The following is a 22,321-nucleotide window of genomic DNA, read 5'->3' on the forward strand; positions in this document are numbered from 1 at the left end:
GCCCTGTCAGCAGTGAAGAGCAGGGAATTGCGCCAGAAAAATCAGCGCTGATTCAAATCAGTTTCTCTTCAGGCGTGGTGATTTTTTTGAGCAGGGCGTTGCGTGTGGGCGGCACCATGAGGGGGACTTGGGTTGCGCCGCCGTGCCACATGGGGTCTTCGATGCTGTCGAACATCTGGCGCAGCTTGTCGCCCCAGCTGGAACGCAACATCTGAAAGTAGGGGTTGTGCTCGTCGATGCACATGATGCGGTCGGTCTGCAAGCTGCCCGCTTGGTAGACCACCATGTCCAGCGGCAGACCCACCGACAGATTGGACTTGAGTGTCGAGTCCATGGACACCAAAGCGCATTTGGCCGCTTCGTCCAAGGGCGTGTTGGGGGTGATGACGCGGTCGAGCACGGGCTTGCCGTATTTGGATTCGCCAATCTGGAAGTAGGGCGTTTCGTCGGTGGCTTCGATGAAGTTACCGGGCGAATAGACCTGGAACAGGCGCATGCCTTCTTGGCCGATTTGGCCACCAAAAATCATGGAGACGTTGAACTCCACACCCGAGGCTCGCAGGGCAGCGGCATCGCGCTCGTAGACGCGGCGCACGGCCGCGCCCAACACGCGGGTGGCGTCGAACATGCTTTTGGCGTTCCAGATGGTCAGGGGCTCGTCTTGGCCAGGTTCGACCAGTTTTTCAATCTGCAGCACTTCGCGCACCGATTGCGAAATGCTCAGGTTGCCCGCCGACAGCAAGGTCATGAAGCGGTCGCCCGCTTTTTCATAGACGATCATTTTGCGGAAGGTGCTGATCTGGTCCAGGCCCGCGTTGGTGCGGGAGTCGGACAAAAACACCAGCCCGGCGCGGGTTTTGACGGCAACGCAGTAAGTCATGTGGTGCTCTTTAACTTTTGGGCAGCAAGCGCTGCAGGGCATAGAGGGCGTCGAGCGCTTCGCGGGGGCTGAGCGCGTCGGGGTTGATTTGGGCCAGTGCCACTTCGATGGGGCTGGGGCCCGTGGCTTCGGATTCGGGCGGGGCGGCAAACAAGTCCACCTGCTGGCGGCTTTCTGTAGCCCCGGCTTCTAGTGCGCTGAGCGCGTGCCGGGCGTGGTTGAGGACAGTGGCAGGCATGCCCGCCAACCGCGCCACCTGCACGCCATAGCTCTTACTGGCGGGGCCGGGTTGCAGCTCGTGCAAAAACACGATGGACGCGCCCGATTCGGCCGCGCTCACATGCATGTTCACCGCCGCCGTGTGCGTGGCCGGGAATTCGGTCAGCTCGAAGTAGTGCGTGGCAAACAGCGCAAAGGCTTGTGTTTTGTTGTGCAGGTGGGTGGCGATGCCGCTGGCGAGAGCCAGGCCGTCAAAGGTGGAGGTGCCACGTCCGATCTCGTCCATCAGCACCAGGCTGTGCGGCGTGGCGCTGTGCAAGATTTGCGCGGCTTCGGTCATCTCCAGCATGAAGGTCGATTGGGCGTTGGCCAGGTCGTCGGCCGCACCGATCCGGGTGTGGATGGCGTCGATGGGCCCCAGGCGGCAGCGGCTGGCGGGCACATGGCTGCCGATGCTGGCCAAAAGCACGATCAGGGCCACTTGGCGCATGTAGGTCGATTTACCGCCCATGTTGGGGCCGGTGATGATCTGCAAACGCTGGCGCGAACCCAGCACTGTGTCGTTAGCGATGAAGCTGGCACCCGACAGCTCGGCCAAGCGTGCTTCTACCACCGGGTGACGGCCTTGGCGGATTTCGATGCAGGGCTCTTTGGTGAACTCGGGGGCGCACCAGTTCAAGGTGAGCGAGCGCTCGGTCAGTGCGCACAGCACGTCCAGGCTGGCCATGGCCTGCGCCAATTCGGTGAGCGCGGGCACAAAGGCCTGCAATTGGTCGAGCAGGCCTTCGTAAAGCCACTTTTCGCGGGCCAAGGCGCGTTCTTGCGCCGACAGGGCTTTGTCTTCAAAGGTTTTGAGCTCGGGCGTGATGAAGCGCTCGGCGTTTTTCAGGGTCTGTCGGCGGCGGTAGTCATCAGGCACTTTGTCGAGTTGCCCTTGTGTGACCTCGATGTAAAAACCGTGCACCTTGTTGAACTGCACGCGCAGGTTGGCAATGCCGGTGCGCTCTTTTTCGCGGGTTTCCAGGTCGAGCAAAAACGCATCGCAGTTGGTCTGGATACCGCGCAGCTCGTCCAGCTCGGCGTCCAGGCCGTCGGCGATGATGCCGCCGTCGCGCACCAGGGCAGCGGGCTCTTCGAGCAGGGCCATGTGCAGCAGCTCTGCGCAATGAGTCGGCGGTGTGAGCCAGCGGGCCATGCCCGCCAGCAAGGTGCCGGGCTCGGGGTTCAGGGCCTGCAATTGGGTCGACAGCGAGGCCGCACGCGCCAGCGCATGGCGCAGCGCCACCAGCTCGCGCGGGCGCACCTGGCGCAGCGCGGTGCGTGCGGTGATGCGTTCCACGTCGCTCGCGCCTTTGAGTTGTTCGCGCAGGCTGCTCCAGGCGCCCGATCCACTGTCACCGCGCAACACGGCTTGGGCTTGCAGGCGTTGTTGTGCCACTTGGCGGTCACGCGGCGGGCTGAGCAGCCAGCTTTTGAGCAGGCGGCTGCCCATGCCGGTCATGCAGGTGTCGAGCAGGGCAAAGAGCGTGGGTGAATCCGATGCGCTTTCGCCGCGCAGGGTTTGTGTCAGCTCCAGGTTGCGACGTGTGCTGGCGGGCAAGTCAATCAGCGCATCCGAGCGCTGCACCTGCACCCGCTGCACATGCGGCAGGCTGCGGCCTTGGGTGTGTTCGGCGTAAGTGAGCAGCGCAGCGGCTGCGGCGTGCGCGTCGCTCAGGGCGTCGGCGCTCCAGGCAGCGAGCGAGGCGGCTTGCAGTTGCTCCAGCAGCTTGCGCTGGCCCAGGCCCGCGTCAAACTGAAAATCAGGACGCAGAGCGAATGACCAGCTGCCTCGGCCTGCGGTTTTGAGGCCGCGCAGTTTTTGCTCAAAGGTGGGCGTGATGCCCGCGCTGGCCAGCAGCTCGCTGGGGCTGATGCGGTCGATCCAGTCGGCCAAGTCGCTTTGCGCGCATTCGGCCAGGTTCACCACGCCTTGTGTGACGCTCAACCACGCTAAGCCGCAGCGGTTTTTTGCGGCTTGGTGCACGGCCAGCAAGATGGCTTCGCTTTTGTCGGACAGCAAAGCGGTGTCGGTCAGGGTGCCGGGAGTGACCACGCGCACGACTTTGCGCTCGACTGGGCCTTTGGACGTGGCCACATCGCCCACTTGTTCACAAATGGCCACCGACTCGCCCAGCTTGATCAAGCGGGCCAGATACGTTTCCATCGAATGAAAAGGCACGCCCGCCATCATCACGGGTTGCCCGGCCGACTGGCCTCGGCGCGTCAAAGTGATGTCCAGCAGGCCAGCGGCTTTTTCGGCGTCGGCAAAGAACAACTCGTAAAAGTCGCCCATGCGGTAGAACACCAGCGTGTCAGGGAATTCCGCCTTGATGCCCAGGTACTGGGCCATCATGGGGGTGTGGGCACTCAAGTCGAGCGCAGACATGGCTTAAAAAGGTGCGTCTTTGGTTTCGCCGCCGTCCTGAGGCGCAGCATCCTCTTGGCCATCGGCTTCAAGGTCGTGGTTGTCTGAGGTGCGTTCGCGGCTCAGGGTGTCCACAGCGCTGCGAACATTGGCTTTGTCGCCAGCGCTGGCGAACTTGCTGTACTTGCCCAAGATCGTGACCAACTGGCCGTAAATGCGGGGGGCACCCGCCAGGCACTCTTTTTGTTCCAAGAAGTCCGACTCGCCCGTGAAGTTGCCGATCAGGCCACCGGCTTCGGTGACCAGCAGCGAGCCCGCAGCGACGTCCCAAGGCGAGAGGCCGGTTTCAAAGAAACCATCGGTGAAACCTGCGGCCACATAAGCCAGATCCAAAGCTGCAGCGCCCGGGCGGCGCAGGCCAGCGGTGCGTTGCATCACGTCGCCCATCATGCGCAGGTACTGGTTGAAGTTGTCGCCCTTGCGGAAAGGGAAGCCCGTGGAAATGATGCACTCTTCCATGCGGATGCGCTTGCTTACGCGCAGGCGGCGGTCGTTCATGAACGCGCCACGGCCTTTGGTGGCGGTGAACAGGTCGTTGCGGGTGGGGTCGTAAATGACGGCTTGTTCGATCTTGCCGCGCACTTGCAGGGCAATGCTCACGCAATAAACAGGGAAGCCGTGGATGAAGTTGGTCGTGCCGTCCAATGGGTCGATGATCCAGATGTGGTCAGCGAGGGGGTTGCCGAATTCGCGGCCGGACTCTTCGGCCAAGATGCCGTGGTCAGGGTAGGCGGTCAGCAAGGTCTCAATGATGATTTTTTCACTCGCGTGGTCAACTTCGGTGACGAAGTCGTTGACCTGCTTTTGCGAGATGCGAACCGCTTCAACGTCGAGCGCCGCACGGTTGATGATGGCGCCAGCGGCGCGCGCAGCCTTGATGGCCACGTTGAGCATGGGGTGGAGATTGGACGACATAAATTGTGTGAAGAACTGGTCTGGCCCACGCACGATCGCGGCGGCGAAGGGTGCATTTTCTCATGAAAACAGGGTGTATTCGTCATTTTGGCGTCATGTCCAAGATGCGCCTGTCGTCTGAGTGCCATCCCAGCATGGACAATCGGGGCATGAAAACGCGATTCATCTTGATAGAAACCAGCCATGCGGGCAACGTGGGTGCTGCCGCCCGCGCTCTGAAAGTCATGGGCTTTGACGAGTTGGTGTTGGTGGCACCGCGCTGGCCCAATGTGCTGCGCAAAGAAGAAACCATCCAGCGCGCCAGCGGGGCCAACGACGTGTTGGCCAAGGCGCGGGTGGTCGATACGCTGGACGAGGCCTTGGAAGGCGTGACCCATTTGTGCGCCACGGCCATGACGCCGCGTGACTTCGGCCCCCCCACCCGTTCGCCTCGCGAGCACTTTGCCGAGCTGACAAAACCCGGTGCGCCCGAGCAGAGCGTGGCCTTTTTGTTTGGCTGCGAGCGTTTTGGCATGAAAAACGAAGATGTTTACCGCTGCCATGTGGCGCTGTCGATCCCGACCAATCCGCAGTTTGGTTCACTCAATTTGGGCTCGGCCATTCAGGTGTTGGCCTATGACTGGCGTGTGGCTTTGGGCGGTTTTCCGGTGCAGGACGCTGTGCCGCCCGCTGACAAAGCCGATGCCCAGCAAGTGTCCGGCATGCTGGGGCATTGGGAACAGGCGCTGACCGACATTGGCTTTTTGGACCCGGACGCGCCCAAAAAACTCATGCCGCGCTTGAACCAACTGTTCAACCGAGCTGACCTGAGCCCGGAGGAAATCCACATACTGCGCGGGGTGGCCAAGGCCATGATTCAAAGCGCTGAATCCAAAAGCCCAGTCAAGCGATAGACTCAAAGCCTATGTTTTCTCGCCTTCGCTCCGACATCCAGTGCATCCTTGACCGGGACCCTGCGGCCCGCACGTCCTGGGAGGTGCTCACCTGTTACCCGGGTCTGCATGCTTTGGTGCTGCACCGCAGGGCGCATTGGTGCTGGAACCACGGTTTCAAGTGGCTGGGGCGCTTTATTTCGCATATCTCGCGTGGCTTGACCGGCATTGAAATTCACCCCGGTGCCAAGATCGGCGAGCGCGTGTTTTTTGACCATGCCATGGGCGTGGTGGTGGGCGAAACGGCCGAAATTGGCGACGGCTGCACGATTTACCAAGGCGTGACTTTGGGCGGCACCTCGCTCTACAAAGGTGCCAAGCGCCATCCCACGCTGGGCAAAGACGTGGTGGTGAGCGCCGGGGCCAAGGTGTTGGGCGGCTTTGAAGTCGGTGACGGTGCCAAGATCGGCAGCAACGCGGTGGTCATCAAGCCCGTGCCCGCCGGGGCCACGGCGGTGGGTATTCCGGCGCGCATCATCCCGTCCAAATCGGGTGAGAGCGCCGATGTGTCAGGCACGGAGCGCAAGTTCAGCGCCTATGGCATCACCCAAGACGATGACCCGGTGAGCCAAGCGCTGCGCGGACTGATTGACAACGCAGCAGGCCAAGAACACCAGATCGCCATGATCTGGAAAGCGCTGGAGCAGTTGTGTGCCCAACAACAAATGCCCATGCCGGGCGATGCGGCCAAGAGTGAAAGCTTTGAGGCTGAAAAGCTCAACCGCTTGCTGGACAAGTAGCCACGGGTCTTTACTGTGGGAGCGACGCCCTCGTCGCGATGAGGCCTTCGCAGGCCCAATACCGCAGCCAGCAGGCCTCAGGATTCGCTGGTCGTAGCCGCAGTTGCCATGAGCGCTTTGCGCCGTTCATGCAAACTGCGCCAGCGTTGTTGGGCCTCAGGGTCCTGACCCGTACTGGCTTGGACCAGGGCTTCGGTTTCGAGCTGCTTGAGACGGTCGATCATCAGCAGATGAAGCAGTTGCCTCAGTTCTTGCCGTGCTTCTCGCGGGTCGGGTGGGGTGGCCTCTTCGCTGCCAGGCGTGACGCCCAGGTTTTCTTGAGCCATCCAGCGCACCGCGTCTTCAGCAAAGGCTTGTCCTTGCATCTCGGCTTGCAGTGCAGACCAACCCAAAGCCCCTTGCTCGTGGAATACAGATTCCAGCCATGCAAACAGGTTGCCGTGCGGTGCGGACAGTGCGCACAGCATGGCGTGGTCTTCACCGGCCAGCGTTTCCCACAGTGCCATATTGCTCAGCAGCAGGCGCGCCGCGTGGTCGGCCCGGCTGGCGGGCACAGTGCGGGGTCCGGTGTAGACGGGCGCTGGGTCGCGTTTGTATTTGCCGTTGCCAAACTTGCTGTTGGGTGTCCAGTTTGGGTTTTTGCGCTGCCAGTTGTTGCCAGCGCCTTGGCCACCTGTGTTGTTGTAAGCGCCGCCGCCATAACTGCTTTCGCCTGACCAGGCGGGGGGCTCGCCGTAGTGCGGCTCGAACGTGTGGTGTTCGTCAGCGCCCGCGCTGGCTTGATGGAAGGCGGCGTTGGCCGACTGCATGGTCGGGGCCGAAGATGGCACCTGGCTGCGAGGCGCAAAGCGCTGCTCACTGGCCGCTTGCTGGCCCCAGAGTTTTTCAAGGCCTGCGGTTTCCAGCTGAATGAGTTGCGCCAGCTCCGACAGCAATTGCTGCTTGAGTGCGCCGTCGGGCAGCAGTTGCCACAAGGGGCGAGCTTGGCTGGACAGGCGTGCGCGGCCTTCGGCCGTTTGCAGGTCGCAGTCGACACTGGCCGCGTCGATCAAAAAGCGCGACAGCGGCATGGCTTGCTTGATCTGCTCGGCAAAGGCGTCTTGGCCGAATTCGCGCACATAGCTGTCAGGGTCGTGCTCGGCGGGCAAAAACAAAAACTTGATGCTGCGCACATCGGTGGCGTAGGGCAGGGCACCGTCGAGCGCCTTGCGGGCAGCGCGGCGGCCTGCAGCGTCACCGTCAAAGCTGAACACCACCGCGTCGGTGAAGCGAAACAGCTTTTGCACATGGTCGGGTGTGCAGGCGGTGCCCAGCGTGGCCACCGCGTTGGCAAAGCCCAGCTGGGCTAAGGCCACCACGTCCATGTAGCCTTCGGTGACCAGCACATAGCCGGCGCTGTGCAGGGCCTCACGCGCTTCGTACAGGCCATACAGCTCGCGGCCTTTGTGGAACACCGGGGTTTCGGGCGAGTTGAGGTATTTGGGTGTGCCGCTGCCAATCACCCGCCCACCAAAGCCGATGCACTCGCCCTTGATGTTGCGGATGGGGAACATGATGCGGTCCCGAAAACGGTCGTAGCGCTTATCGTCTTCTTCGTTGACGATCACCAAGCCCGACTCGGCCAAGAGCGGGTCGTCGTATTTGGGGAAGATGCTCGCCAGTGAGCGCCAGCCTTCGGGTGCGTAACCCAGACCAAAGCGTTTGGCGATTTGCCCGGACAGGCCACGGCCTTTGAGGTAGTCGATGGCATGCGGGGTGATCTTGAGCTGGTCACGGTAGGCCTCGCCCGCTTTTTCCAGCACGTCGCTCAGGCTGTCTTGCTTGGCTTTGGCTGCGGCGGCTTTGGCACGGTCTTCGGGTGATTGCTGCTCTTCGGGCACCTGCATGCCGGTTTGTTGGGCCAGGTCCTTCACCGCTTCGATGAAGGTCATGCCCGCGTGTTCCATCAAAAAGCCGATGGCATTGCCGTTTTTGCCGCAGCCAAAGCAGTGGAAAAACTGCTTGGTGGGGCTGACACTGAAGCTGGGCGATTTTTCGCCATGGAAAGGGCAAAGGCCCATGAAATTGGCGCCGCCTTTCTTGAGCTGTACGTACTTGCCCACGATGTCGACCACGTCGACACGGGACAGCAACTCTTGGATGAAAGACTGAGGGATGGCCATAAGGGGGTTATTTTCGCCGATTAGGGCGCTTCATTTCGTACGGATTTCGGGGCAAACCAGCATGGCTTTCAGCCCCAGGTCAGGCAAACTGTTCAACATCTGACCCGTCAGCCGCAACAGGACCTCTCCATGACCGATACCCAAGTCAGCATCTTTGACCAAGATTTGCCCCAGACCCCCGCCAACCATGCCCCCATCTCGCCGCTCAGCTTCATCGAGCGCACGGCCGAGGTGTACCCGACCCGCCTGGCCATCGTGCATGGTGACTTGCGACAGGACTGGGCCACCACCTACCGACGCACCCGCCAACTGGCCAGTGCGCTGGCGCAAGCGGGCATCGGCAAGAACGACACGGTGGCCGTGATGCTGCCCAACACGCCGCCCATGGTGGAGGCGCACTTCGGCATCCCCATGGCGGGCGCCGTGCTCAACGCCCTGAACACCCGCTTGGACCCAGAGACGGTGGCCTTCATGCTGGACCACGGAGAGGCCAAGGCCGTGATCGTGGACCCGGAGTTTTCGGGCGTGATGAAAAAAGCGCTGGCGATGCGCCAGTCCAAGCGGCCCTTGCTGGTGATCGATGTGGAAGACGTGCTCTACACCGGCCCCACCGAAAAGCTGGGGGCTGTCACTTATGAAGCCTTTGTGGCCCGCGGAGACGGCAACTATGCCTGGAGCCTGCCCGCCAACGAGTGGGATGCGATTGCGCTGAATTACACCAGCGGCACTACCGGCAACCCCAAAGGCGTGGTCTACCACCACCGGGGCGCGGCGACGAATGCGATCTCGAACATTCTGGAATGGGACATGCCCAAGCACGCGGCGTATTTGTGGACGCTGCCCATGTTCCATTGCAATGGCTGGTGCTTCCCTTGGACGGTGGCGGCGCGTGCGGGCGTGAACGTGTGTTTACGCAAGGTGGACGCACAGGCCATGTTCGACGCCATGCGTATCCATGGTGTGACGCATTACTGCGGCGCGCCCATCGTGCACGGCCTGCTGGTCAACGCCCCGGCCGCCATGAAGGCGGGCGTGCCTGCAGGCATCAAGGCCATGGTGGCGGGGGCAGCGCCCCCGGCCTCGATGATCGAAGGCATGGAGCAAATGGGTTTTGATTTGACCCATGTGTACGGTCTGACCGAGGTCTATGGCCCGGCCACGGTCTGCCCCAAGCACCCCGAGTGGGATGCGCTGGACATTGGCGATCGCGCCCGGCTGAATGCCCGTCAGGGCGTGCGTTACCACCTGCAGCGCGATGTGCGTGTGCTGGACCCCGAGACCCTGCAGCCCGTGCCGCAAGACGGCGAGACCATGGGCGAGATCATGTTCAAGGGCAACATCACCATGAAGGGTTACTTGAAAAATCCCAAGGCCACGCAAGAGGCCTTTGCGGGCGGTTGGTTCCACAGCGGCGATTTGGCGGTGCAGTACCCCGACGGTTACATCAAGATCAAGGACCGCAGCAAGGACATCATCATCTCGGGCGGAGAAAACATCTCATCGATCGAGGTGGAGGACGTGCTGTACCGCCACCCCGCTGTGCTGGCCGCTGCCGTGGTGGCCAAGCCCGATGCACGTTGGGGAGAGACGCCTTGTGCCTTTGTGGAGCTGAAAGCCGACGCGCAGGTCACGGCCGAGCAGATCGTGGCGCACTGCAAGCAACACCTGGCGGGCTTCAAGGTGCCGCGTGCGGTGGTGTTTGGCGAGTTGCCCAAGACCAGCACCGGCAAGATTCAGAAGTTTGAGTTGCGCAAGCAGGCGGGGTCGGCTGCGGCGATTGACGTTTGAACGTCTGGCCGTACACCGCACCTCAGTCTCGGTGTAAGACCAAAACAAAGGCCACCCGAAGGTGGCCTTTGCAAGAAAACGTGCTTCGTTTTACTTGGCTTTGCTCTTTTTAGATTTTTTGTTTTTCTTGCTGGACTTGGCTGCTGCTTTTTTCTTGGCGGGTGCTTCAGCCTTGGGAGCCGCTGCTGGCGCAGGTGCTGGCGCAACAGCTGGTGTTGCTGCCACGGCAGGTGCTGCAGGTGCTGCAGGTGCAGGGGCGGCCGTTTGGGCCATGGCGGCGGCGGCCAGCAGACTGGTCAGCAGAGCGGAGATGGACTTGATCATGTTCAACCTTTTAAAAAAACTGAGAAAAACAACACCTTCGATTATGAAAGGTCTGTAACGTTTTTTTAATCTGAGCGCGCTCTTTTTAAGCGATGTCAAAGGCGTGGGTGCCAAAGCGCCCTGCGCGGCGATCGGCGAAGTAGTGTTCCAGCGTTTCCTTGACAGTTCTGAACGCCAACTCATCCCATGGGATGTCTGCTTCATGGAACAAACGGGCTTCCATGGTTTCGTGTCCTGGGTCGAACACATCGCTGGTCAGGCGGGCGCGGTAATACAGGTGCACCTGGCCCACGCGCGGTACGCTCATGACGGTGAACAGGTCTTCCATGACGAATTGGGCGCCAGCTTCTTCGGTGGTTTCGCGTGCGGCACCTTCAGAGGTGGATTCGCCCAATTCCATGAAGCCAGCGGGCAGTGTCCATTTGCCTTTGCGTGGCTCGATGTTGCGTTTGCACAGCAACACCTGATCGCCCCAAACGGGTACTGTGCCCACCACATTGAGCGGGTTTTCATAGTGCACGGTGTGGCACACGGTGCAGATGGCCCGTTCTTTGGTGTCGCCATCGTCGGGCAATCGGCGGGCAACGGGTGCGCCGCATTGCCGGCAGTGTCGAATGGTGCGGTCAAACATCATGGAGAAGGCTCAAAGTCTGAAGTGGACGAAAAATCGGTGTCGCATCAAGTCTAACCAGTTGACCATAAAAAAACCTCCAGGGGGTAAGCCCAGGAGGTCTTTGCAGGTGCCGCCCGATCAGGTCAGGTACGGGATCAGGAACAGCGAAATGCCCGGGAAGAACAACAACAACAAAGTGCGGATGGTGTCGCTGATCAGGAAAGGCATGATGCCTTTGTAGCTTTCGCTCAGGGGCACGTCTTTGGCCATGCCGTTGACCACATACACGTTCAGGCCCACGGGCGGTGCCAGCATGCCAAAGCCCACGGTCATCAACACCATGATGCCGAACCAGATGGCGGTGTACTCAGGCGTCATGCCGAAGTCGAGCTTCATGATGATGGGGAAGAAGATGGGAATGGTTAGCAGCAGCATGGACAACTCGTCCATGACCGCACCCAGCACCACGTAAAGCAGCAAGATGCCTGAGACCACCATCAGTGGGGCCAGGTTCATCGAGACGACCAGTTCAGCCAACTGCCCTGGCACTTGCGTGCGGGCCAGCGAGGCATTCATGACGTCTGCACCCATGAAGATCATGAAAATCATGGCGCTGCTCAATGCGGTGGCGTGGAAGCAGTTCAGGAACTTTTCCCAACTCAATTCACGCTTGAGCAATGCCGCGACAAAGGTGGACGCAGCGCCGACGGCCGCCCCTTCTGTGGGGGTGAAAAAGCCCGCATAAATGCCGCCAAACACGATCACAAAGATGCTGGCAATGGGCAAAATGCCTTTGAGCGACTCCAACGTCAGCCTTTCGCGCTCTTCCTGGTCAGGGGCTTGGCCAGGAACTAGGCGAACGTAAATGGCGATGGCGATCATGTAACCGACCATGGCGATGATGCCGGGCATCATGGCCGCAGCAAACAGCTTGGCGATGTTTTGTTCGGTCAAGATGGCGTAGATCACCAAAGGCACCGAGGGTGGGATCAAGATGCCCAGCGTGCCGCCAGCGGCCAGTGTGCCGGTGGACAGGCGGCCTGAGTAGCCGTGGCGTTTCATCTCCGGCAAAGCCACCCCCGTGATGGTGGCCGCCGTGGCCACTGACGAGCCACAAATGGCACCAAACGCGCCGCAGGCCAGCACAGCACCCATGGCCAAACCGCCTTTGAAGCGGCCCATGACCGCCGCAGCAAACTGGAACAGCGCTTTGCTGATGCCGCCCTGGGTGGCGAAATTGCCCATCAAAATGAACAGCGGGATCACCGACAGGTCGTAGTTGGCCAATCGGGCAAAGGCCAGGTTGTTCAGGAAATTCAGGAAAGGCGAGACGCCAGACTGCAAAATGAAGCCCACAGCACCGGCCAGGAACATGGCGCCCGCGATCGGCACGCGCACGACCATGAGCAGCAGCATGATGCCGAAAATGAGCAAAGCCAACTGGATGGGGGTCATGTCGAAGCCTTCTGGTGATCCATGGACGAGAGGGTTTGCATGGCCGCAATGAGGGCGGTGATTCCGAAAGGGATGCACATGCAGGTGAAGACGATCCAGTCAGGAAAGCCCAGCAACATGGAAGCACCCATGGTTTCTTTGGCATTGATGGCCGCAGCACCGCAGCGCCACGCCAGCAAGAAAAAAATCACGGTCATGAACAGGTCACCCAAGCGGTCGAGCCTGAAGTTGGTGGTCTCACTGCATTTGGCGGTGAAGAAGTCCACGATGATGTTTTCGCGTTTGAACTGGCACAAGGGCATGAACAAAGCGATCGCCGCACCTGCACCCACGCCCGTGAGCTCAAAGTCGCCAATCAGGGCTGTGTCGAAAAAGTTACGCCCGATCAAGCTGTAACAGGTCATCAGCATCAGGGCGGTCATGACCAGCCCTCCCAATACGCTGCAGAGTCGGGCGATCCGCTCCAGAGGGTTCGAAAACATCATGTTGAGATCCACAGAGCGGGAAATTTAAATACTGAAAACTTGACCGTCAAGTCGCCTTGTCAGGCCGCTTGGAGTCGAAAAAAGAGCAGGGCAAGCCCTGCTCTTTGGCTGCGCTGAAAGCAGATTACTTGGTGTATTGCTTGATCAGGTCGGTGGCCGACTGGAGCATGGCTTTGCCGTCCATGCCTTTGCCGGTCATCTCTGCCACCCAAGCGTCGTCCAAAGAATCGGTGGCTTTTTTCCACTTTTCCAATTCCGCTGTGGGAATCACGCTGATCTTTTGGTTCGCAGAAGCTTCAAACACTTTTTTGCTGGGCACGTCTTGACCCGCTTGTGTCTTGCCCATGAACGCGGAGAGTTCGCGGCCCGAGTTTTTGTCGATCACGGCTTTCAAGTCGGCAGGCAAGCTTTCGTATTTGGCCTTGTTCATCGGCAGCACAAACACGGTGGTGTAAAGCGCGTTGTAGCTGCGGTCGGTTTCGGCTGTGAAGTTGGTCAACTCGTTGACTTTCAGGCCAGGTGCGACTTCGTAAGGGATCACCGCGCCATCGATCACGCCTTTGGACAAAGCTTCAGGCACTTGAGGCACAGGCATGGCCACAGGTGTGGCACCCATCATCGCGACCATCTTGTTGACTTGGCGTGTGGGGGCGCGCACTTTCATGCCCCTGAGGTCGGCCATGGAGGTCACGGCCTTGGACTTGCTGTAAATGTTGCCTGGGCCGTGCACATGGATGGCCAGCATTTTGACGTCTTTGAAGTCGTCCTGGGCAAATTTTTGACCGTAGTCCCAAGCGGCGCGGCTGGTGGCTTCGGCGTTGGTCATCATGAAGGGCAACTCGAACACTTCGAGTTTGGCCAGCTTGGGGGTGTAGGCTTGCAAAGTCCAAGCGACGTCGACCACGCCGTCACGGGTTTGTTCATACAGCTGCACGGGTGTGCCGCCCAATTGCATGGCGGGGAAAATGTCGCACTTCAAACGGTCTTTGGAATCGCGTGCAATGTTCTTGCACCAGTCGCCCAGCATGGTGGTGTGCTGGATGGACTGTGGGCCCAGAAAGTGGTGCACTTTCAAGGTGATGGTTTGGGCCTGAGCAGCCAAGCCGGATGCCAACAAGCATACGGCCAGCGCGGTTTGTTTCAAAAATGTCATACCTTGAGTTCCTTCAATGTTGTCTCAGATGTAATCATAAAACCAACCGAGCGGTCGGTTAATTGGTGTTTACCCAATCTCGATGAAAAGTGGCTTGCACTTTTATCAAATTGGATCAGGATGGCCAATGTGCATGCATTATGTTGCAAGTTTTTTGTGGTCCTCTAAGGGTAAACACCATGGTCCTTCAGGTGTTTGCACTTCCGTTCATCTCTGAACGTCGACAGTCAGAGGGGTCAAGCCAGCGATTTGACCGACCAAACGATCACCCGACACCACAGCGGCGACACCTTCAGGGGTGCCGGTGTAAATCAAATCACCGGCTTGCAGTTCCCAACCTGCTGACAAGTGCTCGATGGTTTCGGCCACGTTCCAAATGAGTTTGGCCACGCTGCTGCGTTGGCGATCTGCGCCGTTGACCTGCAGGCTGATCTCTGCATTGTTCACATCACCGGCTTGGTCGATGGGGGTGATGGGGCCAATCGGAGCCGAATGGTCGAAGGCTTTGCCAATGCACCACGGGCGACCTTGTTTTTTCATCTCGTTTTGCAGATCGCGGCGCGTCATGTCCAGGCCCACGGCGTAGCCATAAATGTGTTGTGCCGCATCGGCCGCTTTGATGTTGCGTCCGCCCTTGCCAATGGCCACAACCAGCTCAATCTCATGGTGAAAGTTTTGTGTGAGGCTGGGGTAGGGCATTTGGCCCGTTTGGCCTTCTTCCACCACCACCAAGCTGTCGGTGGGCTTCAAAAAGAAAAAGGGTGGCTCGCGACCGGTGAAACCCATTTCTTTGGCGTGCTCTTCATAATTTCGGCCCACGCAGTAAATGCGGTGCACCGGAAAACGGCTGGGTTGTCCCAAAACGGGCACGGAGACGGTGGGTGATGGAGGGAAAAGAAAACTCATGAATCACTTTCAGAAGTCATTACCGACCTTGGCATCATGCCAAAAATCAAGGGGTTGACGCGGCAGTCAAGGTCGCAAAATACAAAAAATTGGCCAACTGCAGGGACGAAGGGGCGTTTCAGGCCGACTTGAGGGTCAGCTCGAAATGTTCGACGTGGGGCGGAGCTGCGAAAAAAGGGCCAACGATGGCACGCCATTCGGTGAACAGGGGCGATTGACGGAAACCCACGGTGTGGTCTTCCAAGGTGTCCCAAAAGATTTGCAGCACGTAGCGTTCGGGGCTCTCGATGCCGCGGTTGACTTTGCCGCCCTGAAAACCCTTGGCTTTGCAGGCCACGGTGTTCAAACCGAGTTCAATGGCTTTTTCAAATTCGGCTTGTTGACCGGGGTGGATGCGTATGTCGGCGAGTTCGAGAATCATGGTGGGCTTCCATTCAAATTGTGCGAAACCTCTACCTTAATGCATGCTGGGCTGTGGCGTTGTCAAACGCGAGGCATGCCAGACCATGGCTGTGAACAACAGCGACACCAAGGCCAGCGCTGCGGTGCTGGTCATCCAAAAGGTGTCCACGCTGGCACGCAGAGGCCAACCCGACCAGTCGAGGCCTTGGTAAGCCAGCACGTAACCGCCGTACAAACCCATGCCCCACAGCAAGGCGGTGTAAACCAGCAGGGGCATCAAGGTGATGCGGTAACAGCGCAGCAGGTAGGCACAGACCGCTTGCACTGCGTCGGCCAAGTGGTAAAGCGCCACCCAGCCTAGCCAAGCGGTAGCGGCTTGAACCACACTGGGGTCTTTGCTGAAGGCTTGGGCCAGTGTTTCGCGGCCTGAAAACAAGAGAGCAGCGCCCAGCAAGGCCGCGCCAATGGCCAAGCCGATGCCCAAGGCGGCAGCGCTTCGGGCTTTGCGTGCTTGTCCAGCGCCCAGCCAGTAACCCGTGCGTGCGCTGCTGGCAATCCCCAATGCCAGCGGCACCATGTACAGCACAGCGGCCAAACTGGCCGCGATTTGGTGACTGGCCAAAGCCACTGCCCCCAGGCGTGCAATGAACAAGGCCATCAAAGTGAATGAGGTCACCTCGACCATGATGGACAACCCAGCAGGCACACCCAGAGCTAAAAAACGCCGGATGATGGTCCAATCTGGCTTTTCGGGTCGTTTCCACAAACGGTAGGGCCGGTAAATGTCTTGTGTGCGCAAAAGCCACAGGCCCGCCAGCAGCATCAGCAGGTTGACCGCCAAAGTAGCCCAGGCGCAGCCCACCACGCCCAGGCCCGCGAAACCTGCGCCACCAAACGTCAGGGCGAAAGACAGAGGCACTTTGACCAACAAGGCCCCGGCCTGCAACCAGGTGACCAAGCGGGAATGGCCCAAGCTCTGATTGAGGGTGCCATACAGGCGAAACAGCAAAGACGGCACCAAGGCGACCGCCAAAATGCGCAAATAAGCCCGGACATCGGGCCGCAGTTCTTCGGGCACCTCGGTGGCCGATAACCACAGGTCTGGAAACCACAGGGCGCTGATACCGATCAACGCGGCACCGCCTGCGATGTAAAGCGCTTGACGGACCGAACGCCCCACCTCCGCCTGCCGTCCGCCACCCTGCAGTTCAGCCCAAACGGGCAACAAGGCTTGGAGTAAGCCGTTCAATGCCACATAAATGCTGATGTAAATGGAGGAAGCCAAAGCCAAGACCGCCAAGGCCTGAGGGCTGTAACGGCCTGCGATCAGGGTGTCGGCGATGCCAAACGACATGACGGCCAACTGCCCCACCAGCACGGTGCCGGCATGTCGTGCGATGACGCGCAACTCTGACATGGTCAGCGCGCAGCGTCGGCAGGCACGGTCATGAACGGCTGGGCCGGACGAAAAATGACCAGAGTTTCTAATTTGTCGGTGGGCCGTTTGAGGGTCGCTTGCTCAACCCAACCCAATGACTGCACTTTGGCCGACAGCAAAGACAGGTTGGCTTGGTCAACGAGCAACCACGGGCAATCCTCTTGCGGTGATTGCATAGGCAGCAAGCGGGCATGGGCGTGGTGCATCAGGGCGGCACCTTGGGCTTTGCTGATGCCGGCATATTGGTAGCAAACACTGCCGTTTGTGGCTTGGCTGACTTTGGCCATCAAAGGAGCGTAGCTGCGGGCGTAGTCGAGCAAGGGCAGCCACAAAGTGGTGAGCAAGAGCCAGCAAAGCACAGCGCCGCCTGCAGGCAGCACCATGCTTTTCCAGATGGCTGCGGGCATGTCCCCAGTTCGCCACTTCACCAATGCGCCCCAAGCGAGGGTGGCGATCAATGCCAATCCAAATGCATGGATTGAAAATTCGGACACAAACTCGGGAGCCAAGCGGGCGACGTTGCGTGCAGGCGCTGCAGGGGATCCCGTTTGCATGGCCAACCAGACCACCCAGATGGTCAGTGCACAAATGCTGAAAAACAGCAGGGTGAACCAGTCGATCAAGGCGCCCAGGCTGCGTTTGAGTGTGGGCAATGCCAAGGCCGCCAAAGTCGCGATGGCCGGCAAGGCGGTCAAAAGGGAGCGGTCAGACAGCCCGGTGAACCATGTGGCGCCCACTGTGACGGCCGCAAACCACAGCGGCAGACCCAGGTGGGGGTAGCGCCAAACTTGTGACAATTGCCCGCGCCAGCGCCACAGGGACCACAGCGCCAAAGGCCAGGCGGGCCATGTGAACCAAGCGATCAGCTTGGCCAGCATGTGCAGCTCCAAAAGGGTGTGGGGCACCACACGCCAGCGCCACAAATCCAGGGCGCCCGCAGTGGTGATGCACAGCAAGCCCATCAAGGCCAGCAAGCCCAAATCGAGCATGCTCATGCGGCGCTGAACGGGGTTGGGCTGGCCCAGGGCACAGACCGTGGCACCCCCTAGGCCCAAGAGCAAGGCTACCGTGGGCGCGCCTGACAAGGTCAGGCCCAACATGCCGGCCGCGACCGCAGCGGCACTGCCGATGCGGTGCCGCGACCACGATGCCAAGCCAAAAAACAACAAGGCAGCAAAGCACAACTGGCTCAGTGCGGGCGATGTTTCGTGCGAAAGCCTCGCGAGCCCCAAGCAAGCCAGCAGCGCGAGCAAGCCGCCATCGGCCATGGCTCTGGCGTAGTCGGTGGGTTTGGCTTCGCCACCAAATGCAAAGCTCACCGGTTGAGCCGCTGGGTGGCGGTTGAGTGCGTGAACCGCGTACCAAGTGGATGCCAAGGTGGCGGCCAACATGCCCATGAACGGCAGCCGGGCAAAGAGATCCTCCCAGCCCGCAGGCGAGAGCCGAACGAACAGAGCGCCCAACCAATAAGGCAACAGAGCGAGGTTGCTGTCGGGGCTGCCCAACAATGTGGGTTTGAGCCAACTGAGTGACTCGCCCATGCCCGGTTGGGCCATTTGCAGCATGAAACCCAAGGCTTCGATGTCTTGCCCTTTCCAAGGCGAGCGCACCCAAAAGCCTGGCAAAACATAGGCGGCGCAAATCAGCAGCAGGTACAGACGGGGCAGTCTGCGCGCAGCACTTTGGGCAACGATGGCTGGGGTCGGCTGGTTCACAAGGCTAAAAGATGTCGAGAGGTGGGGTTAACAAACAAAAAGGGCAGGCCGGTTGCCCGGGCTGCCCTTTTGGGGTCACCAATTCGCGAATTACTTGGCGATGGTGGTGGTCTTGCCGAAACGGTTGCGGAATTTCTCCACGCGGCCGCCCATGTTGTCCACCGACTTTTGCGTGCCAGTGTAGAAGGGGTGCGACTCGCTGGTCGTGTCCAGCTTGTACCAAGGCAGCTCGCGGCCGTCTTCCATTTTGATCATCTCTTTGGTGTTAGCGCATGAACGGGTCACGAACTTGAAACCATTGGACATGTCTTGGAAGCAAACTTCACGGTAGTTGGGGTGAATGCCGTCTTTCATGGGAAATCCTTTTATTTTCGCTACGGTAGCCACACTTCAGCCTATCTGAGTGCACTTTCCGCAAAACCTGACGATTATAGGGTATCAGCCGCCGCGTCGCATCATGTCGAAGAACTCGGAGTTGTTCTTGGTCGCTTTCATGCTCTTCAAGACCATCTCCATCGCCTCGATTTCGTCCATGTTGTACATGAATTGACGCAAGATGCGGGTTTTCTGCAGCACTTCTGGCTGCAGCAGCAACTCTTCGCGGCGGGTACCGCTGCGGTTCAGGTTGATGGCTGGGAACACGCGTTTTTCGTACAAACGGCGCTCCAAGTGGATTTCGCAGTTGCCAGTGCCTTTGAATTCTTCAAAGATCACTTCGTCCATGCGGCTGCCGGTGTCGACCAGGGCCGTGGCGATGATGGTGAGGCTGCCGCCTTCTTCCACATTGCGCGCAGCGCCAAAGAATCGCTTGGGGCGTTGCAGCGCGTTGGCGTCCACACCGCCGGAGAGCACTTTGCCCGACGAAGGCACCACGTTGTTGTAGGCCCGGGCCAGGCGGGTGATCGAGTCCAGCAAGATCACCACGTCTTTTTTCAGCTCGACCAAGCGCTTGGCGCGTTCGATCACCATTTCGGCGACGTGCACATGGCGCGAAGCGGGTTCGTCAAAGGTGGAGGAGATCACTTCGCCGCGCACGCTGCGCTGCATTTCGGTCACTTCTTCTGGGCGTTCGTCGACCAGCAGCACCATGAGGTGCACATCGGGGTAGTTGGCCGTGATGGCGTGCGCGATCTGCTGCATCATCACGGTCTTGCCCGACTTGGGCTGCGCCACGATCAGGGCGCGCTGGCCACGGCCGAGCGGGGCGATGATGTCGATCACGCGGGCGGTGATGTTTTCTTCACCCTTGATGTCACGCTCCAGACGCATCTGCTCTTTGGGGAACAGGGGCGTCAAGTTCTCAAACATCACCTTGTGTTTGTTGTTCTCAGGCAGGTCGCCGTTGACTTGGTCCAGCTTGGTCAGGGCAAAGTAGCGCTCGCCGTCTTTGGGGATGCGCACTTCGCCTTCGATCATGTCGCCGGTGTGCAGGTTGAAACGCCGCACCTGGCTGGGGCTGATGTAGATGTCGTCGGTGCTTGCCGTGTAGCTCGAATCGGGGCTGCGCAGGAAACCAAAACCGTCGGGCAAGATTTCCAGCACGCCGTCGGCAAACACCTGCTCACCTGCTTTGGCGCGCTTTTTGATGATGGCAAACATCAGCTCCTGTTTGCGCATGCGACCCGTGTTCTCGATTTCGAGCGTGTCGGCTTGCTTCAGGAGTTCGGACACATGGAGTGCCTTGAGTTCATTCAAATGCATGGATTTGGCCTGTGGCGAATCGGTCTGTCGGGGACCGTTTTCAGATAAGCGGGTGGAAATGTTCAGAACCGGTTGCCGCCCGGGGTTGGGGGCTGGTGCTTCCGGCCATCAAGGCGAAGATCCCTGTTCGGGTTGCCTTGAGGAAATTATGACAGGTTTTGAAATGGGCCAGAAAACAAAAAACCGGGTCATCACTGCCCGGTTCTGGTGGAATGGCCTGAGCAGTTCAGGCCAAAGCCGATGTCAAGCCAATTGCTGGTCGATGAAGGCCGTCAGTTGTGACTTGCTCATGGCACCCACTTTGGTCGCGGCCAATTGACCATCCTTGAAGATCATCAGGGTGGGGATGCCACGGATACCGAACTTGGCGGGGATGTCGCGGTTGTCGTCCACGTTCATTTTGGTGATCTGCAGTTTGCCTTCGTAAGCGCCCGCCACTTCGTCCAGGATGGGGGCAATCATCTTGCAAGGACCGCACCATTCGGCCCAGAAGTCGACCACCACGGGCTGGCTCGACTGGAGCACGTCGGCATCGAAAGTGGCGTCGGTAATGTGTTTGATCAGATCGCTGGCCATGGCCTATTCCTTGTGAACATTGAAGATGCAGCTAAAGTTGGGTCTATTTTGACAGAATAGTTTCACCCCGCTCTGTCGCACAGGCGTTGCCCAGCATTCATTCATGACTTTTTCTTCATATTCTTCCTCTTCTCCAAGCGCCCCTGAGTTGTCTGTTGATGTGGTCATCGTGGGCGGTGGCCCCGCCGGGTTGATGGCTGCCGAGGTCCTCTCTCAAGCAGGCGTCTCAGTGCATTTGTTCGATGCCATGCCTTCGGTCGGTCGTAAATTTTTGTTGGCGGGCAAGGGCGGCTTGAACTTGACCCATTCTGAAGCCCCCGATTTGTTCAAGTCTCGTTATGGCGCTCAACAAGCCCATGTGGGTCCATGGTTGAGCCAAATGGACGCGCAGGCGGTTCGGGATTGGGCCCAAGGCTTGGGCGTAAACACCTTTGTGGGCAGCTCGGGACGGGTGTTTCCACTGGAAATGAAAGCGGCACCGTTGCTTCGGGCCTGGTTGCAGCGCTTAAGGCACCCGGCATCGGGTGTCCCTGTCCAGTTTCACATGCGTCACCGCTGGCAGGGTTGGGAGGGAGATCAATTGGTGTTTGAGCCCACAGGTCCCGTGGGCGTTCGGCGCGTTAGTGCTCGGGCTACTTTGTTGGCTCTGGGCGGGGCGAGCTGGCCCCGTTTGGGCTCTGACGGCGCTTGGGTGTCCCTGTTGGCCGAGCAGGGCGTGAGCATCGCCCCTTTGCAGCCGTCCAATTGTGGATTTGATGTGACTGGGCGCGAGGGTCAGGGTTGGACTGAGCACTTTCGAACTCGATTTGCAGGGCATCCCCTCAAGTCAGTGGCACTGCGTGTGGGCCATCGGGCGCCTGGGGTTGAGGCTTCGTCGCATGAACCAGTTGAGGCCTTTTTGCCCGACAGGTTCGATCGAAAAGGTGAATTTGTCATCACTGAAACCGGGGTGGAGGGCAGCTTGGTGTATGCGGCATCGGCTTTGTTGCGTGACGATTTGGCACAGGGCCATGCGCAGTTCATGTTGGATTTGCTGCCTGACAAATCCTTATCGCAGGTGCTCACCGAGGTGCGCTGGCCACGCGGCAGCCGGAGTTTGTCGAGCCACCTCAAAAGCCGTTTGGGCATCGACGGCGTCAAGATGGGCTTGTTGCATGAGTTGTGTTCGCCGCAGACATTGGCCCAGCCGGAGGCCTTGGCCGCGAATCTGAAGGGCTTGGTGATTTCGCTCCAAAAACCCAGGCCTGTTGCCGAAGCCATCAGCACAGCGGGAGGCGTTGAATACGCGAGCGTGACACCTCAGGGCATGCTCTTGAAGTGCCCAGGTGTTTACTGCGCGGGAGAAATGATGGATTGGGAGGCCCCAACGGGGGGCTACCTTTTGACGGCCTGTTTGGCCAGCGGCCGGGCTGCTGGTTTGGGTATTTTGGCAAATTTGTAACATCTCAAC

Annotated in this window: 20 protein-coding genes; 4 read left to right on the forward strand and 16 right to left on the reverse strand. The window is 59.5% G+C overall.

What is annotated here, in order from left to right; all coding sequences use genetic code 11:
- Window positions 1-52: 52 nt before the first annotated feature.
- From B9Z40_RS14180 to B9Z40_RS14190, 3 genes are read right to left on the reverse strand one after another with little or no spacing between them, the layout of a single operon-like run.
- The gene (locus B9Z40_RS14180) at window positions 53-880 is read right to left on the reverse strand and encodes a proteasome-type protease (RefSeq protein ID WP_100174011.1); all 828 of its coding nucleotides are present in this window, start codon (window positions 878-880) and stop codon (window positions 53-55) included.
- 10 nt (window positions 881-890) lie between these two features.
- Window positions 891-3,527 carry a DNA mismatch repair protein MutS gene (mutS, locus tag B9Z40_RS14185; protein ID WP_100174012.1) on the reverse strand — a complete coding sequence of 879 codons (2,637 nt, stop codon included), beginning with the start codon at window positions 3,525-3,527 and terminating at the stop codon, window positions 891-893.
- A 3-nt stretch (window positions 3,528-3,530) separates the two neighbouring features.
- Complete coding sequence (locus B9Z40_RS14190; protein WP_100174013.1) at window positions 3,531-4,481, reverse strand: inositol monophosphatase family protein; 951 nt, start codon at window positions 4,479-4,481, stop codon at window positions 3,531-3,533.
- A gap of 149 nt (window positions 4,482-4,630) precedes the next feature.
- On the opposite strand from B9Z40_RS14190, the gene B9Z40_RS14195 reads away from it, so the two are divergent.
- Together B9Z40_RS14195 and cysE are read left to right on the forward strand one after the other, a co-directional pair.
- Window positions 4,631-5,374: an RNA methyltransferase gene (locus tag B9Z40_RS14195; protein ID WP_100174102.1), complete on the forward strand. Its 744-nt coding sequence runs from the start codon at window positions 4,631-4,633 to the stop codon at window positions 5,372-5,374.
- 11 nt (window positions 5,375-5,385) lie between these two features.
- Window positions 5,386-6,153, forward strand: coding sequence for a serine O-acetyltransferase (gene cysE / locus B9Z40_RS14200; RefSeq protein WP_100174014.1), 768 nt, complete (start codon window positions 5,386-5,388; stop codon window positions 6,151-6,153).
- A gap of 77 nt (window positions 6,154-6,230) precedes the next feature.
- Here cysE and dnaG read toward each other — a convergent pair whose 3' ends face one another.
- Complete coding sequence (gene dnaG, locus B9Z40_RS14205) at window positions 6,231-8,315, reverse strand: DNA primase (RefSeq protein ID WP_100174015.1); 2,085 nt, start codon at window positions 8,313-8,315, stop codon at window positions 6,231-6,233.
- A gap of 129 nt (window positions 8,316-8,444) precedes the next feature.
- Between dnaG and B9Z40_RS14210 the strand changes: the two genes are divergently transcribed.
- Window positions 8,445-10,103, forward strand: a complete 1,659-nt coding sequence (locus B9Z40_RS14210) for an acyl-CoA synthetase (protein WP_100174016.1) — start codon at window positions 8,445-8,447, stop codon at window positions 10,101-10,103.
- Between the two features lie 90 nt (window positions 10,104-10,193).
- Here B9Z40_RS14210 and B9Z40_RS14215 read toward each other — a convergent pair whose 3' ends face one another.
- The 12 genes from B9Z40_RS14215 to trxA form a co-directional block, all read right to left on the reverse strand.
- Window positions 10,194-10,427, reverse strand: coding sequence for a hypothetical protein (locus tag B9Z40_RS14215; protein WP_100174017.1), 234 nt, complete (start codon window positions 10,425-10,427; stop codon window positions 10,194-10,196).
- Window positions 10,428-10,512: 85 nt separating this feature from the next.
- Window positions 10,513-11,061 (reverse strand): NUDIX hydrolase, encoded by a 549-nt coding sequence (locus B9Z40_RS14220; RefSeq protein WP_100174018.1) that lies wholly within the window; start codon window positions 11,059-11,061, stop codon window positions 10,513-10,515.
- A gap of 117 nt (window positions 11,062-11,178) precedes the next feature.
- Complete coding sequence (locus tag B9Z40_RS14225) at window positions 11,179-12,495, reverse strand: TRAP transporter large permease (RefSeq protein ID WP_100174019.1); 1,317 nt, start codon at window positions 12,493-12,495, stop codon at window positions 11,179-11,181.
- Entirely contained in the window at window positions 12,492-12,980 is a 489-nt protein-coding gene (locus tag B9Z40_RS14230; protein ID WP_100174020.1) for a TRAP transporter small permease, read from the reverse strand. The genes B9Z40_RS14225 and B9Z40_RS14230 overlap by 4 nt, the downstream gene beginning before the upstream one ends.
- Window positions 12,981-13,104: 124 nt before the next feature.
- Window positions 13,105-14,133, reverse strand: a complete 1,029-nt coding sequence (locus B9Z40_RS14235; RefSeq protein WP_100174021.1) for a TRAP transporter substrate-binding protein — start codon at window positions 14,131-14,133, stop codon at window positions 13,105-13,107.
- Window positions 14,134-14,340: 207 nt separating this feature from the next.
- Entirely contained in the window at window positions 14,341-15,039 is a 699-nt protein-coding gene (locus tag B9Z40_RS14240) for a fumarylacetoacetate hydrolase family protein (RefSeq protein ID WP_100174022.1), read from the reverse strand.
- 118 nt (window positions 15,040-15,157) lie between these two features.
- On the reverse strand, window positions 15,158-15,460 hold the full coding sequence (locus tag B9Z40_RS14245; protein ID WP_100174023.1) for an antibiotic biosynthesis monooxygenase: 303 nt from the start codon (window positions 15,458-15,460) through the stop codon (window positions 15,158-15,160).
- Between the two features lie 36 nt (window positions 15,461-15,496).
- Complete coding sequence (locus tag B9Z40_RS14250) at window positions 15,497-16,858, reverse strand: MATE family efflux transporter (protein WP_100174024.1); 1,362 nt, start codon at window positions 16,856-16,858, stop codon at window positions 15,497-15,499.
- Window positions 16,859-16,860: 2 nt separating this feature from the next.
- The gene (locus B9Z40_RS14255) at window positions 16,861-18,594 is read right to left on the reverse strand and encodes a hypothetical protein (protein ID WP_100174025.1); all 1,734 of its coding nucleotides are present in this window, start codon (window positions 18,592-18,594) and stop codon (window positions 16,861-16,863) included.
- Between the two features lie 90 nt (window positions 18,595-18,684).
- Window positions 18,685-18,948 carry a type B 50S ribosomal protein L31 gene (locus B9Z40_RS14260; protein ID WP_019425345.1) on the reverse strand — a complete coding sequence of 88 codons (264 nt, stop codon included), beginning with the start codon at window positions 18,946-18,948 and terminating at the stop codon, window positions 18,685-18,687.
- An 84-nt stretch (window positions 18,949-19,032) separates the two neighbouring features.
- The gene (gene rho / locus B9Z40_RS14265; RefSeq protein ID WP_019425344.1) at window positions 19,033-20,295 is read right to left on the reverse strand and encodes a transcription termination factor Rho; all 1,263 of its coding nucleotides are present in this window, start codon (window positions 20,293-20,295) and stop codon (window positions 19,033-19,035) included.
- Window positions 20,296-20,538: 243 nt separating this feature from the next.
- Window positions 20,539-20,871, reverse strand: a complete 333-nt coding sequence (gene trxA, locus B9Z40_RS14270; RefSeq protein WP_100174026.1) for a thioredoxin TrxA — start codon at window positions 20,869-20,871, stop codon at window positions 20,539-20,541.
- A 103-nt stretch (window positions 20,872-20,974) separates the two neighbouring features.
- On the opposite strand from trxA, the gene B9Z40_RS14275 reads away from it, so the two are divergent.
- Entirely contained in the window at window positions 20,975-22,312 is a 1,338-nt protein-coding gene (locus B9Z40_RS14275) for a TIGR03862 family flavoprotein (RefSeq protein WP_100174027.1), read from the forward strand.
- Window positions 22,313-22,321 lie beyond the last annotated feature (9 nt).

Origin of the sequence: Limnohabitans sp. 15K (assembly GCF_002778285.1) — a bacterium.
GTDB lineage: Bacteria > Pseudomonadota > Gammaproteobacteria > Burkholderiales > Burkholderiaceae_C > Limnohabitans_A.

Excerpts from the sequence above, each read along its gene's own strand:
- mutS (WP_100174012.1), bottom strand. The coding sequence starts at position 3,527 with ATGTCTGCGCTCGACTTGAGTGCCCACACCCCCATGATGGCCCAGTAC.
- B9Z40_RS14240 (WP_100174022.1), bottom strand. The coding sequence starts at position 15,039 with ATGAGTTTTCTTTTCCCTCCATCACCCACCGTCTCCGTGCCCGTTTTG.
- B9Z40_RS14220 (WP_100174018.1), bottom strand. The coding sequence starts at position 11,061 with ATGATGTTTGACCGCACCATTCGACACTGCCGGCAATGCGGCGCACCC.
- dnaG (WP_100174015.1), bottom strand. The coding sequence starts at position 8,315 with ATGGCCATCCCTCAGTCTTTCATCCAAGAGTTGCTGTCCCGTGTCGAC.
- B9Z40_RS14195 (WP_100174102.1), top strand. The coding sequence starts at position 4,631 with ATGAAAACGCGATTCATCTTGATAGAAACCAGCCATGCGGGCAACGTG.
- B9Z40_RS14250 (WP_100174024.1), bottom strand. The coding sequence starts at position 16,858 with ATGTCAGAGTTGCGCGTCATCGCACGACATGCCGGCACCGTGCTGGTG.
- B9Z40_RS14225 (WP_100174019.1), bottom strand. The coding sequence starts at position 12,495 with ATGACCCCCATCCAGTTGGCTTTGCTCATTTTCGGCATCATGCTGCTG.
- trxA (WP_100174026.1), bottom strand. The coding sequence starts at position 20,871 with ATGGCCAGCGATCTGATCAAACACATTACCGACGCCACTTTCGATGCC.
- B9Z40_RS14260 (WP_019425345.1), bottom strand. The coding sequence starts at position 18,948 with ATGAAAGACGGCATTCACCCCAACTACCGTGAAGTTTGCTTCCAAGAC.
- B9Z40_RS14230 (WP_100174020.1), bottom strand. The coding sequence starts at position 12,980 with ATGATGTTTTCGAACCCTCTGGAGCGGATCGCCCGACTCTGCAGCGTA.
- B9Z40_RS14245 (WP_100174023.1), bottom strand. The coding sequence starts at position 15,460 with ATGATTCTCGAACTCGCCGACATACGCATCCACCCCGGTCAACAAGCC.
- B9Z40_RS14235 (WP_100174021.1), bottom strand. The coding sequence starts at position 14,133 with ATGACATTTTTGAAACAAACCGCGCTGGCCGTATGCTTGTTGGCATCC.
- B9Z40_RS14180 (WP_100174011.1), bottom strand. The coding sequence starts at position 880 with ATGACTTACTGCGTTGCCGTCAAAACCCGCGCCGGGCTGGTGTTTTTG.
- B9Z40_RS14215 (WP_100174017.1), bottom strand. The coding sequence starts at position 10,427 with ATGATCAAGTCCATCTCCGCTCTGCTGACCAGTCTGCTGGCCGCCGCC.
- cysE (WP_100174014.1), top strand. The coding sequence starts at position 5,386 with ATGTTTTCTCGCCTTCGCTCCGACATCCAGTGCATCCTTGACCGGGAC.
- B9Z40_RS14210 (WP_100174016.1), top strand. The coding sequence starts at position 8,445 with ATGACCGATACCCAAGTCAGCATCTTTGACCAAGATTTGCCCCAGACC.
- rho (WP_019425344.1), bottom strand. The coding sequence starts at position 20,295 with ATGCATTTGAATGAACTCAAGGCACTCCATGTGTCCGAACTCCTGAAG.
- B9Z40_RS14275 (WP_100174027.1), top strand. The coding sequence starts at position 20,975 with ATGACTTTTTCTTCATATTCTTCCTCTTCTCCAAGCGCCCCTGAGTTG.
- B9Z40_RS14190 (WP_100174013.1), bottom strand. The coding sequence starts at position 4,481 with ATGTCGTCCAATCTCCACCCCATGCTCAACGTGGCCATCAAGGCTGCG.